Origin of the sequence: Cupriavidus necator (assembly GCF_013141915.1) — a bacterium.
In the GTDB taxonomy this organism is placed as follows: domain Bacteria; phylum Pseudomonadota; class Gammaproteobacteria; order Burkholderiales; family Burkholderiaceae; genus Cupriavidus; species Cupriavidus necator_B.
In genome coordinates, this window is record NZ_SROX01000006.1 from 280,362 (window position 1) to 292,908 (window position 12,547).

The 12,547-nt window shown below is 67.7% G+C and carries 8 protein-coding genes; 7 read left to right on the forward strand and 1 reads right to left on the reverse strand.

The window, feature by feature from the left end; all coding sequences use genetic code 11:
- Window positions 1–45 precede the first annotated feature (45 nt).
- On the forward strand, window positions 46–1,269 hold the full coding sequence (locus E5S69_RS14390) for an MFS transporter (protein WP_171515319.1): 1,224 nt from the start codon (window positions 46–48) through the stop codon (window positions 1,267–1,269).
- 19 nt (window positions 1,270–1,288) lie between these two features.
- Here E5S69_RS14390 and E5S69_RS14395 read toward each other — a convergent pair whose 3' ends face one another.
- Window positions 1,289–2,515: an NnrS family protein gene (locus E5S69_RS14395; RefSeq protein ID WP_171515320.1), complete on the reverse strand. Its 1,227-nt coding sequence runs from the start codon at window positions 2,513–2,515 to the stop codon at window positions 1,289–1,291.
- 236 nt (window positions 2,516–2,751) lie between these two features.
- Here E5S69_RS14395 and E5S69_RS14400 point away from each other — a divergent pair, with 236 nt between their 5' ends.
- From E5S69_RS14400 to narI, 6 genes are all read left to right on the forward strand, one after another.
- Entirely contained in the window at window positions 2,752–4,032 is a 1,281-nt protein-coding gene (locus E5S69_RS14400) for an MFS transporter (RefSeq protein ID WP_171515321.1), read from the forward strand.
- A gap of 54 nt (window positions 4,033–4,086) precedes the next feature.
- Window positions 4,087–5,472 carry a NarK family nitrate/nitrite MFS transporter gene (locus tag E5S69_RS14405; protein ID WP_171515322.1) on the forward strand — a complete coding sequence of 462 codons (1,386 nt, stop codon included), beginning with the start codon at window positions 4,087–4,089 and terminating at the stop codon, window positions 5,470–5,472.
- A gap of 188 nt (window positions 5,473–5,660) precedes the next feature.
- Window positions 5,661–9,398, forward strand: a complete 3,738-nt coding sequence (locus tag E5S69_RS14410; RefSeq protein WP_171515323.1) for a nitrate reductase subunit alpha — start codon at window positions 5,661–5,663, stop codon at window positions 9,396–9,398.
- Window positions 9,395–10,945 (forward strand): nitrate reductase subunit beta, encoded by a 1,551-nt coding sequence (gene narH / locus E5S69_RS14415; protein ID WP_171515324.1) that lies wholly within the window; start codon window positions 9,395–9,397, stop codon window positions 10,943–10,945. The genes E5S69_RS14410 and narH overlap by 4 nt, the downstream gene beginning before the upstream one ends.
- Before the next feature lie 27 nt (window positions 10,946–10,972).
- Window positions 10,973–11,638: a nitrate reductase molybdenum cofactor assembly chaperone gene (narJ, locus tag E5S69_RS14420; protein ID WP_171515325.1), complete on the forward strand. Its 666-nt coding sequence runs from the start codon at window positions 10,973–10,975 to the stop codon at window positions 11,636–11,638.
- Between the two features lie 213 nt (window positions 11,639–11,851).
- The gene (gene narI, locus E5S69_RS14425) at window positions 11,852–12,535 is read left to right on the forward strand and encodes a respiratory nitrate reductase subunit gamma (RefSeq protein WP_171515326.1); all 684 of its coding nucleotides are present in this window, start codon (window positions 11,852–11,854) and stop codon (window positions 12,533–12,535) included.
- Window positions 12,536–12,547 lie beyond the last annotated feature (12 nt).

The window sequence follows — 12,547 nt, forward strand, 5'->3', positions numbered from 1 at the left end:
AAGACCGAGACTGCGGGCTTTCCTCCCTTTGCGACCCCGTCCATCATGGCTTCCCCCCAATCCGTCCCCGCCCGCCCCGCCCGGGAAAGGCTGCCGATGGCGCTGTACGCGCTGACCGCCGGTTCCTTTGGCATCGGCTGCGCCGAATTCGTAATCATGGGCCTGCTGCTGCAGGTGGCCGCCGACCTGCAGGTGACCATCGCGGCCGCCGGCATGCTGGTCTCCGGCTACGCGCTGGGCGTGTTCGCCGGCGCGCCGGTGCTGACGCTGCTGACGCGCCGCATGCCGCGCAAGGCGGTGCTGCTGGCGCTGATGGTGATCTATACCGTGGGCAACGCGGCGTGCGCGCTGGCGCCCGACTACACCACGCTGATGATCGCGCGCGTGCTGACCTCGCTTACGCATGGCACCTTCTTCGGCGTCGGCGCCGTGGTCGCCACCGGCCTGGTGCCGGAACACCGCCGCGCCTCGGCGATTTCCGTGATGTTTTCCGGCCTGACGCTAGCCACGTTGCTGGGCATGCCCGCCGGCGCCTGGCTGGGCCTGCACCTGGGCTGGCGTTCGACCTTCTGGGCAATGACGCTGATCGGGCTGCTGTCGCTGGCGGTGATCGCGCTGCTGGTGCGGAAGAGCCAGGACCACGGCGCGCGCGCGGCGCTGCGCGACGAGCTGGCCACCATCGGCCGCCCGCAGGTGCTGCTGGGGCTGTCGATGACGGTGCTGCAGTCGATGGGCATCTTCGCCGTGATCACCTACGTGCAGCCGTTGCTGACGCGCGTGTCCGGCTTTGGCGAGGCGGCGGTATCACCCACCCTGCTGCTTTTCGGCGCCGGCATGATCGTCGGCAACGTGCTGGGCGGCCGCTTTGCCGACCGCGCCCCGACCCGCGCGGTGCTGGCCACCCTGGCGGCGCTGACGCTGGTGCTGGCGGCGATGACGCTGGCCATCCACAGCCAGGTGCTGGTGGTGGCCTTCGTCGGCATCCTGGGCGTGGCGGCGTTTGCCACGGTGTCGCCGCTGCAGCTGCGCGTGCTGCGCCACGCCCGCGGCGCCGGCGAGAACCTCGCATCGAGCTTCAATATCGCCGCGTTCAACCTGGGCAACGGCCTGGGCGCGTGGCTGGGCGGGGTGGTCGTCGATCACCGCCTGGGGCTGACGGCACTGCCCTGGGTTGCGGCACTGGCGCCGATGGCGGCGCTGGCGGTGGCGTGGCTCAGCGTGAAGCTGGAGCAAGGCGCCCGCGCGCCGCTGGCGCCGGCCTGCCCCTGAGCGCGGCGCGAGCGCGCCTTCAGCCCGGCTTGCCGTCCACCCGCGGGCGCGCCAGACGCGGCGCATAGGTAAGCGCATAGAGCCCGAAGCCCGCCACCCAGCACGCGCCCGCGCCCCACACCCAATGCAGGTAGCCGGCGGGCCAGGCGAGCGGCCCGAACACCCGCAACACCGCCGCCGCGGCCACCAGCCAGTACGCCGCGGTCTCCGCGCGGCCGGCCACCAGCATGCGGCCGGTGTGGCCCAGCGCGGTACGCGTAACCATGGCAATGATGGCCACGCCGAGCACGCCCACGGTGAACGCGTGGGTGGCCAGCCCGGCCATCACCAGGCCGAGTGCACCGAGCGCCTGCAGCGCCAGCGCCACCGGCAGCCATGCATAAGCCAGATGCAGCACCCACAGGATCGGCCGGTTGCCGACCGCATAACCGCGCCAGCCCGCCACGCGCACGCCCAGCACCAGCGCGGCGAGCAGCGACAGCGCCGCCACCAGCCATCCGGGCACGGGCAGCAGCCCGGCCGCCAGCCCCAGCACGGCCGCGGGAATCGTCAGGCGATCCACCTGCCGGTACTGGCGCAGCCGGAAGCCCGGAATCGCATTGGTGGTGAACATCGGGATCACGCGCCCGCCGATCACCACCACGAACAGCGTCACCAATGCCACGCCGGCGCGGCAGGCCAGCATCGCGCCGGCGTCATGGCCGCGTGCCTGCAGCCACAGGCTGGCAATATCGGCCAAGGCCAGCAGCCATAGCGCGAGCGCCAGCGGATAGTTGCGCCGGTTACCGCCGCGCACCAGCGCGCGCGCAAACGCCAGCGCCGCCAGCGGCAGGAACGCGCCTTCGACCACGAAGGCCGCGGTGCCGGGTGCCAGCCACAGTCCGGCGCGCCCGGCCACCCAGAGCCCGAACAGCGCAGCCAGCGCGGAGCCGGTCGGCGTCGGCTGCCCGGTCCAGGCCCGTCCGGCGGTAAACAGAAACCCCACCACGATGGCCGCGGCGAAGCCGAACACCATCTCGTGCGCATGCCAGAACATTGCCGGCAGCGCCGGTGCGGGGCCGACACCGTTCATACCCGCCAGCATCGCCGACCATGCCGCGATCGCCAGCGCGGCAAACACCGCGCCACCCAGGTAGAACGGGCGAAAACCCAGCGCAAACAAGGCAAAGCCACGTGGCGGCGGCCCCGCGGGGACCTTGCCGGAGGGTGGCGTGCGCCGCGCGGGAAGGATGGGAATGGTGTCCATGGGTGGCGATGAGGATCAGGGGAGGCGGCGCGGGGGTCGCCGTAGCGGTGCGAGGCGATGCGCCGCAGGTTGATCGCACGATAGCACCGCCGCCGCGCCGGCAACCTCCCCCGGTAGAACTACCTCCAAAGGCAGGCCGCGCCCGCGCGTGCGCTGTGCTGCCGGCGAATAGGCAGCACCAGCGCCCGCCCCTACTCTGGCATCACCCCCGCCAAAGTTGACACAGGAGCATGGCCATGGCCACCCAATCCCGCGCGCCGGCGCCGATCCCGCCCGGCGCCGCAATAACACTGGCGTCCAGTACTTTTGCCTTCACCATCTGCTTTGCCGTGTGGATGCTGTTCGCGGTCCTCGGCATTCCCCTCAAACAGCAGCTCGGCCTCAACGACACGGAATTCGGCCTGCTCGCGGCCACGCCGGTGCTGAGCGGCTCGCTGATCCGCGTGCCGCTGGGCCTGTGGACCGACCGCTTCGGCGGCCGCATCGTCTTCTTCGTGCTGATGCTGGCCACCGTGATCCCGATCTGGCTGATCTCGTATGCGACCACGCTGTGGCAACTGCTGGTGCTGGGGCTGTTCGTCGGCCTGGCGGGCGGCTCGTTTTCGGTGGGCACGCCCTACGTGGCGCGCTGGTTCCCGCGCTCCCGCCAGGGGCTGGCGATGGGCATCTTCGGCGCCGGCAACTCGGGCGCCGCGCTGACCAAGTTCGTCGCGCCGGCGCTGATCCTGGCGGCCGGCACCTGGACCGTCGTGCCGCGCGTCTATTCGGTGGCGATGCTGGTCACCGCGCTGCTGTTCTGGGTGTTGTCACGCAGCAACCCGGCGCACCTGGTCAAGTCCAGCGTGGGCTGGCGCGAGCAGCTGGCGGTGATGCGCGACCCGCGCGTGTGGCGCTACTCGCAGTACTACTCCGTGGTGTTCGGCGGCTATGTCGGCCTGTCGCTGTGGATGACCAAGTACTACATCGGCGAATACGGCTTCGACATCAAGACCGCTGCCTTCCTGGCGGCGTGCTTCTCGCTGCCGGGCGGCGTGCTGCGCGCCATCGGCGGCTGGATCTCGGACCGCTACGGCGCGCACCGCACCACCTGGTGGGTGATGTGGGTCAGCTGGGTCGGCTTCTTCCTGCTCAGCTACCCGCAGACCGATTTCATCGTCCAGACCACCGGCGGCCCGCAGGCCTTCCGCATCGCGCTGACGCCCACGCTGTTCACCATCCTGCTGTTCGTGGTCGGCATCGCCTTCGCCATCGGCAAGGCCTCGGTGTTCAAGTTCATCTCCAACGACTTCACCCACAACATCGGCGCGGTCTCCGGCGTGGTGGGCCTGGCCGGCGGCCTGGGCGGCTTCGTGCTGCCCATCCTGTTCGGCATGCTGGCCGACCTGACTGGCATCCGCAGCAGCTGCTTCATGCTGATGTACGGCACCGTCTGCGTGAGCCTGGTGTGGATGCACTACAGCCACCGCGCCGAACGCCAGCGCAAGGCCCAGGCCGTGGGCCTGACCCAGGCGGCCTGACGCGGCACCGACCTCCCTGCGCCTGCGCGCTTTCCTCATCAAGGCAAACTGATCATGACCTCATCCGTACTCACCCGCTGGGAGCCTGAAAACAAGGCATTCTGGCAAAGCGAAGGCGAGCGCATCGCCTACCGCAACCTGTGGATCTCGATCCCGGCGCTGATGCTGGCCTTCGTGGTCTGGATGCTGTGGAGCGTGGTCGCGGTCAACCTCGACCGCGCCGGCTTCCAGTTCACCAAGAACCAGCTGTTCTGGCTGACCGCGCTGCCGGCGCTGTCCGGCGCCACGCTGCGCATTTTCTATTCCTTCCTGGTGCCGGTGTTCGGCGGGCGCCGCTTCACCGCGATCTCCACCGCGCTGCTGCTGATTCCCGCGCTGGGCATGGGCTTCGCGCTGCGCGACCCGTCCACGGGCTATCCCACGCTGCTGGTGCTGGCGCTACTGTGCGGGCTGGGCGGCGCCAACTTCAGCTCGTCGATGGCCAATATCAGCTTCTTCTTCCCCAAGGCGAAGAAGGGCCTGGCCACCGGGCTGAATGCCGGCATCGGCAACCTGGGCGTGTCGGTGGTGCAGTTCGTCACGCCGCTGGTGGTCTCGGTAGCGGTGTTCGGCGCGCTCGGCGGCGAGCCGCAGCAGTACCAGGCCAACGGCGCCGCGCAGAGCCTGTGGCTGCAGAACGCGGGCTTTATCTGGGTACCGTTCATCGTTGTGTCCGCACTGGCCGCGTGGTTCGGCATGCATGACATCGCCGATGCCAGGGCCTCGTTCGCCGAGCAGGCGGTGATCTTCAAGCGCAAGCACAACTGGCTGATGTGCTGGCTGTACGTGGGCACCTTCGGCTCGTTCATCGGCTTCTCGGCCGGGCTGGCGCTGCTGACCAAGTCGCAGTTCCCGGGCGTGAATCCCACCGCCTACGCCTTCCTGGGGCCGCTGGTGGGCGCGCTGACGCGTCCGGTGGGCGGCTGGATCTCGGACAAGCTCGGCGGCGCGCGCGTCACGCTGTGGACCTTCGTCGGCATGATCGCCGCGGTGTTCGCGGTGCTGGCGGCGCTGCCGCACGACGGCGCGGGCGGCAACTTCACGTACTTCCTCGCGGCGTTCATCGCCTTGTTTGCGCTGACCGGCATCGGCAACGGCTCGACCTTCCGCATGATCCCGGTGATCTTCCTGACCGAGCGCCAGCGCGCCGCGCAGGGCAAGGGCGACGCCGCGCAACGCCAGGCGCTGCAAGATGCCGGCAAGGAATCGGCCGCGGTGCTGGGCTTTTCCGGCGCGATCGGCGCGTACGGCGGCTTCTTCATCCCCAAGAGCTTCGGCACCGCGCTGGAGCTGACCGGCGCGCCCGACGCCGCGCTCTATTGCTTCATCGCCTTCTATCTCAGCTGCGTGCTGGTGACGTGGTGGTACTACGCGCGCCGCAACGCGCCCATGCCTTGCTGAGGCCTCGCCGGCCGGACTAGTTCTTCGGAACTAGGTCCGCGCCCGCCACCTCCCCCGATCGCCATCCGGCGGCTGTTCCACCAGCGAATTGGCCGCCGCCCCGCTCCCCCATAAGCTCGAGGTGTCCCTGCAAATGCTCCCGGGCAACCGTCGGAGCCCCGCAGAATAGCCTCGCGGAGAACAAGCAAATGAGTCATTTCCTGGATCGACTGAAGTTCATGTCGCGCGTCAAGTCCACCTATGCGGACGGCCACGGCGCGGTGGTGAACGAAGACCGCAAGTGGGAAGACGGCTACCGCAGCCGCTGGCAGCACGACAAGATCGTGCGCTCCACCCACGGCGTCAACTGCACCGGCTCCTGCTCCTGGAAGGTCTACGTCAAGAACGGCCTGATCACCTGGGAAACGCAGCAGACCGATTACCCGCGCACGCGCCCGGACCTGCCCAACCATGAGCCGCGCGGCTGCCCGCGGGGCGCGTCGTACAGCTGGTACGTCTATTCCGCGCAGCGCGTCAAGTACCCGATGATCCGCGGCCGGCTGATGGAGATGTGGCGCGAGGCCCGCAAGACCATGGATCCGGTCGCCGCCTGGGAATCGATCAGCCAGGACCCGAAGAAGGCGGCACGCTACAAGAGCGTGCGCGGCCAGGGCGGCTTCGTGCGCGCCGACTGGAACACCGCCACCGAGATGATCGCCGCGGCCAACGCCTTCACCGTGAAGCGCTTCGGCCCGGACCGCGTGATCGGCTTTTCGCCGATCCCGGCGATGTCGATGGTCTCGTATGCCGCCGGCGCGCGTTACCTGAGCTTGCTCGGCGGCGCCTGCCTGTCGTTCTACGACTGGTACTGCGACCTGCCGCCGGCCAGCCCGCAGATCTGGGGCGAACAGACCGACGTGCCCGAATCCGCCGACTGGTACAACTCCACCTACCTGATGGTGTGGGGCTCCAACGTGCCGCAGACGCGCACGCCCGACGCCCACTTCTACACCGAAGTCCGCTACAAGGGCACCAAGACCGTCGCGGTGTCGTCCGACTTCGGCGAGATGGTCAAGTTCGGCGATATCTGGCTGGCGCCGAAGCAAGGCACCGATGCCGCGCTGGCGATGGCGATGGGCCACGTGGTGCTCAAGGAATTCCATGCCAGCGGCAAGTCGGCGTACTTCCGCGACTACGTGAAGCAATACACCGACATGCCGATGCTGGTGCTGCTGCGCGAGCATGGCGATACGCTGGTGCCGGACCACTTCCTGCGCGCCTCGCACCTGGCGCAAAGCCTCGGCGAAGCCAACCATCCGGAATGGAAGACGCTGCTGGTCGACGACGCCAGCGGCGAGATCGTCGCGCCCAACGGCTCGATCGGCTTCCGCTGGGGCGAAGCCGCGCACAACGATGGCGAGAAGGTGGGGCGCTGGAACCTGGAAATGAAGGATGGCGGCAGCGGCCGCCCGGTCGAGCCACGGCTGTCGCTGCTTGACCACCACGATGAGGTAGTGGAAGTCGGCTTCCCCTATTTCGGCGGCGAACACGACGAACTGCTGCGCCGGCGCGTGCCGGCGCGCCGCATCACGCTGGCTGATGGCAGCAGCGCGCTGGTGGCAACCGTGTACGACCTGCAGATGGCCAACTACGGCGTCGACCAGGGGCTCGGCGGCCCCAACGTGGCGGCGTCGTTTGAAGACGACGTGCCCTACACCCCGGCCTGGCAGGAAAAGCACACCTCGGTGCCGGCGCGGCTGGTCACGCAGGTCGCGCGCGAGTTCGCCGACAACGCCGACCGCACGCAGGGCAAGAGCATGGTGATCGTCGGGGCCGCGCTGAACCACTGGTACCACAACGACATGATCTACCGCGGCATCGTCAACCTGCTGATGATGTGCGGCTGCATCGGCAAGAGCGGCGGCGGCTGGGCCCACTATGTCGGCCAGGAGAAGCTGCGCCCGCAGTTCGGCTGGGCGCCGCTGGCGTTCGGGCTGGACTGGTCGCGCCCGCCGCGCCAGATGAACGGCACCTCGTTCTTCTACAACCACACCAGCCAGTGGCGCCACGAGAAGCTGGCGGTCGACGAGATCCTGTCGCCAACCGCCGACCGCAAGCGCTACGACGGCCTGTCGCTGCTGGACCTGAACGCGAAGTCGGAGCGCATGGGCTGGCTGCCGTCGGCGCCGCAGCTCGGCACCAACCCGCTCGACGTGGTCGACGCGGCCGAGCAAGCCGGCAAGGATCCGGTGGCCTACACCGTCGAGCAGCTGAAGTCGGGCGCGCTGCAGTTTGCCTGCGACGACCCCGACAATCCCGCCAACTTCCCGCGCAACATGTTCGTGTGGCGCTCCAATATCCTGGGCAGCTCGGGCAAGGGGCATGAGTATTTCCTGAAGTACCTGCTTGGCACGCAGAACGCCGTGTTTGGCGACGAGGCCGATGCGATCACGCCGGGCGAAGTCAACGTGCGGCCGGCCGCCGAAGGCAAGCTTGACCTGCTGACGGTGCTGGACTTCCGCATGAGCACCACCTGCCTGTATGGCGATATCGTGCTGCCCACGGCAACCTGGTACGAGAAGGACGACCTCAACACGTCCGACATGCACCCGTTCATCCACCCGCTGTCCGAAGCCGTGCAGCCGCTGTGGGAAAGCAAGACCGACTGGGAAATCTACAAGGCCATCGCGAAGAAGTTCAGCGAGATCGCCGGCCCCTACCTGGGCACGCGCAAGGACCTGGTGTGCACGCCGCTGCTGCACGATACCCCGGGCGAACTGGGCCAGCCGTTCGAGCCGAAGGACTGGAAGGCCGGCGAGTGCGACCTGATTCCGGGCAAGACCGCGCCGTCGATGACGGTGGTCGAGCGCAACTACGCCGACATCTACAAGAAATTCACCTCGATCGGCCCGCTGCTCGACAAGCTTGGCAACGGCGGCAAGGGCATCAACTGGAACACCCGGCATGAGGTCAAGGAAATCGGCGAGCTGAGCCACACGGTGACGGAACCTGGCGTGAGCCAGGGCCGCCCCAAGCTGGAAACGGCGATCGACGCCGCCGAGATGATCCTGACCTTCGCGCCCGAGACCAACGGCCACGTTGCCGTCAAGGCATGGGAAGCGCTGTCGAAGATCACCGGCCGCGACCACACTCACCTCGCCGAAGGGCGCGAGCACGACAAGATTCGCTTCCGCGACGTGCAGGCGCAGCCGCGCAAGATCATCTCCGCGCCGACGTGGTCGGGGCTGGAATCGGAGGAGGTCAGCTACAACGCCGGCTATACCAACGTGCACGAGCTGATCCCCTGGCGCACGCTGACCGGCCGCCAGCAGTTCTACCAGGACCATCGCTGGATGCTGGACTTCGGCGAAGGCGCGTGCGTGTACAAGCCGGCCATCGACACCAAGACCGTCGCGCCGATGCTGGGCAGGAAGCCCAACGGTAACCCGGAGCTGGTGCTGAACTGGATCACGCCGCACCAGAAGTGGGGCATCCACTCCACCTACTCGGACAACCTGCGCATGCTGACGCTGTCGCGCGGCGGCCCGCACGTGTGGATATCGGAAGCCGAGGCCCAGGCCAACGGCATCCGCGACAACGACTGGGTCGAGGTGTTCAACGTCAACGGCACGCTGACCGCGCGCGTGGTGGTGTCGCAGCGCGTGCCCAAGGGCATGTGCCTGATGTACCACGCCCAGGAAAAGATCGTGAACGTGCCCGGCGCCGAGACCAGCGGCATGCGCGGCGGCATCCATAACTCGGTCACGCGCGCCGTGACCAAGCCCACCCACATGATCGGCGGCTACGCGCAGCTGGCCTACGGCTTCAACTACTACGGCACCGTTGGCAGCAACCGCGACGAGTTCGTGATCCTGCGCAAGATGAAGAAGGTCGACTGGCTGGAAGGGCCGCTCGTGGAAAAGACCAAGGAAGGAGCAACGCAATGAAGATCCGCGCCCAGGTGGCCATGGTGCTGAACCTCGACAAGTGCATCGGCTGCCATACCTGCTCCGTGACCTGCAAGAACGTCTGGACCAGCCGCGACGGCGTCGAGTACGCATGGTTCAACAACGTCGAGACCAAGCCCGGTATCGGTTATCCCAAGGAATGGGAAAACCAGGACAAATGGCAGGGCGGCTGGCAGCGCAACGCCGACGGCACGCTCGAGCCGCGCCAGGGCGGCAAGCTGAAGATCCTGGCGAACCTGTTCGCCAACCCGAACCTGCCGGCGATCGACGAGTACTACGAACCCTTCACCTACGACTACGAGCACCTGCAAAAGGCGCCGCTGTCGCAGACCCCGCCGACCGCGCGCCCGGTGTCTGTGCTGACCGGCCGCAAGATGGAAAAGATCGAGTGGGGCCCGAACTGGGAAGATGACCTCGGCGGCGAGTTCAGCTCGCGCGGCCGCGACAAGCTGTTCGACGACGTGCAGAAGGAGATGTACTCGACCTTCGAGAACACCTTCATGATGTACCTGCCGCGCTTGTGCGAGCACTGCCTGAACCCGGCGTGCGTGGCCTCGTGCCCGTCGGGCTCGATCTACAAGCGCGAGGACGACGGCATCGTGCTGGTCGACCAGGACAAGTGCCGCGGCTGGCGCATGTGCATCTCGGGCTGCCCGTACAAGAAGATCTATTTCAACTGGCAGAGCGGCAAGGCCGAGAAATGCCTGTTCTGCTATCCGCGCATCGAAGCCGGCCAGCCCACGGTCTGCTCCGAGACCTGCGTCGGCCGCATCCGCTACCTCGGCGTGATGCTGTACGACGCCGACCGCATCGAGCAGGCCGCGTCGGTGGCCGACGAGCGCGACCTGTACCAGTCGCAGCTCGACGTGTTCCTTGACCCGCACGATCCCAAGGTGCAGGCCGAGGCGCTGCGCCAGGGCATCCCGCAGAGCTGGCTCGACGCCGCGCGCAAGTCGCCAGTCTACAAGATGGCGTGCGAATGGAAGATCGCCTTCCCGCTGCATCCCGAATACCGCACGCTGCCGATGGTGTGGTACGTGCCGCCGCTGTCGCCGATCCAGTCGGCGGCCGAAGCGGGCCACATGGGCATGAACGGCATCATCCCCGACGTCAAGAGCTTGCGCATCCCGGTCAAGTACCTGGCGAACCTGCTCACCGCGGGCGACGTGATGCCGGTGCTGTCGGCGCTGGAGCGCATGCTGGCGATGCGCGCGTACAAGCGCTCGCAGGTGGTCGACGGCGTGCAGGACCTCGATGTGCTGAAGCAGGTGGGCCTGACGCCCGCGCAGGTCGAGGACATGTACAAGACCATGGCCATCGCCAACTACGAGGACCGTTTCGTGATTCCGTCCTCGCACAAGGAGATGGTCGAGGACAGCTTCAACGACAAGGCCAGCTGCGGCTTCACCTTCGGCAACGGCTGCTCGGGCGGCACCTCGGAAGGCGCGCTGTTCGGCAAGAAACCGCAAGGCAGCGTGCATTTCGTCGACATGCCGAAGTCGCGCAAGAAAGCCGTGATGAGCTGAAACCTCGCGAACGAAACGGAGAAGAACATGCCGCTCTATCCCATCCTCAGCACCCTGCTCGGCTATCCCGAGCAGGATCTGCTCGACGCCCTGCCGGAAATCGACGCCGCGCTGGCCGAATGGCCGCAGGCGCGCGACCTGCTGGCGCCGGTGACCGCGATGCTGCGCAGCGAAACCCTGATCACGCTGCAGGAAAACTATGTCGCCACCTTCGACCGCAACCCGGCGCACTCGCTGCACCTGTTCGAGCACGTGCACGGCGAAAGCCGCGACCGCGGCCAGGCCATGGTCGACCTGATCGACGAATACCGGCGCGACGGCTTCGAGCCCGCGGCGTCGGAGCTGCCCGACTACGTGCCGCTGTTCCTGGAGTTTCTCGGCGCGCTCGTGGCCGACGGCAAGGAGGCGCGCGCCGAACAATTGCTGGGCGAGGCCATCCACGTGCTGGCCGCGATCGGCGGCCGGCTGGCGCGCAACCAGAGCCCGTACGGCGGCGTGTTCGCGGTGCTGCGCACGCTGACCGACGTGCAGCCGCAACCGCAGCAGGAGCCGCCGGTGCGGGACATGGACGAGGCCCTGGAGACCTTCGGGCCTGGCGCCGATGGCGTGGAGCCGCTGCTGGCGCCGCAAGCAGGGCCGCAGGCGGTGAAGTTCTATCCGCGCGGCACGGCGCCGACGCCGGTGCCTTGCTGAAATGCCAACGCAAGCCGACTGTTCGCTTCCCCCCTCTCCCGCTTGCGGGAGAGGGGCGGGGGAGAGGGCCGCAACTTCGATGAAGCGCCGGTGCTTAACCCCCCCTCACCCTACCCTCTCCCCTGAGGGAAGAGGGAACACAGTTGGATGATTCGGGCCCCGAAGCAAGCCCACAGGCAATCGGTCATTGTCCCTCTTTTCCGAGCTAACACCATGGCAACCCTCCACCAATTCCTCTTCGGCATCTACCCGTACATCGCGCTCGCCGTCTTCCTGTTCGGCAGCCTGGCCCGCTTCGAGCGTGAGCAATACACCTGGAAGAGCGACAGCTCGCAGGTGCTGTACCGCGGCAACCTGCGCACCGGCAACATCCTGTTCCATGTCGGCATCCTGGGTCTGTTCTTCGGGCACCTGGTCGGCCTGCTGACCCCGGTGGCGGTGTGGGACGCGCTGGGCGTCTCGCACGGCTTCAAGCAGGCCGTGGCGATGGCCGCCGGTGGCGTGATGGGCACCATGTGCCTGGCCGGCCTGCTGATCCTGCTGCACCGCCGGCTGACCAACGCGCGCGTGTCCGCGGTGACCCGCACCGGCGACAAGGTGCTGCTGCTGTGGCTGCTGGCGACGCTGCTGCTGGGCCTGTCGACCATCTTCGAATCGGCCGGCCACATGGACGGCCACATGATGGTGCAGCTGATGAACTGGGCGCAGCGCATCGTCACGCTGCGCGGCGACGCCGCCGGTTACGTCGCCGACGCACCGCTGCTGTTCAAGGCGCACCTGTTCATGGGCATGACGCTGTTCGTGATCTTCCCGTTCACGCGGCTGGTCCATGTATGGAGCGGCTTTGCCTCGGTCGGCTACCTCGGCCGTGCCTGGCAACTGGTGCGCAGCCGCTGAGCGCCGCCACCC

Coding starts and splice junctions, on each gene's coding strand:
- narJ (WP_171515325.1), top strand. CDS start 10,973: ATGCCGCTCTATCCCATCCTCAGCACCCTGCTCGGCTATCCCGAGCAG.
- E5S69_RS14410 (WP_171515323.1), top strand. CDS start 5,661: ATGAGTCATTTCCTGGATCGACTGAAGTTCATGTCGCGCGTCAAGTCC.
- narH (WP_171515324.1), top strand. CDS start 9,395: ATGAAGATCCGCGCCCAGGTGGCCATGGTGCTGAACCTCGACAAGTGC.
- E5S69_RS14395 (WP_171515320.1), bottom strand. CDS start 2,515: ATGGACACCATTCCCATCCTTCCCGCGCGGCGCACGCCACCCTCCGGC.
- E5S69_RS14405 (WP_171515322.1), top strand. CDS start 4,087: ATGACCTCATCCGTACTCACCCGCTGGGAGCCTGAAAACAAGGCATTC.
- E5S69_RS14390 (WP_171515319.1), top strand. CDS start 46: ATGGCTTCCCCCCAATCCGTCCCCGCCCGCCCCGCCCGGGAAAGGCTG.
- E5S69_RS14400 (WP_171515321.1), top strand. CDS start 2,752: ATGGCCACCCAATCCCGCGCGCCGGCGCCGATCCCGCCCGGCGCCGCA.
- narI (WP_171515326.1), top strand. CDS start 11,852: ATGGCAACCCTCCACCAATTCCTCTTCGGCATCTACCCGTACATCGCG.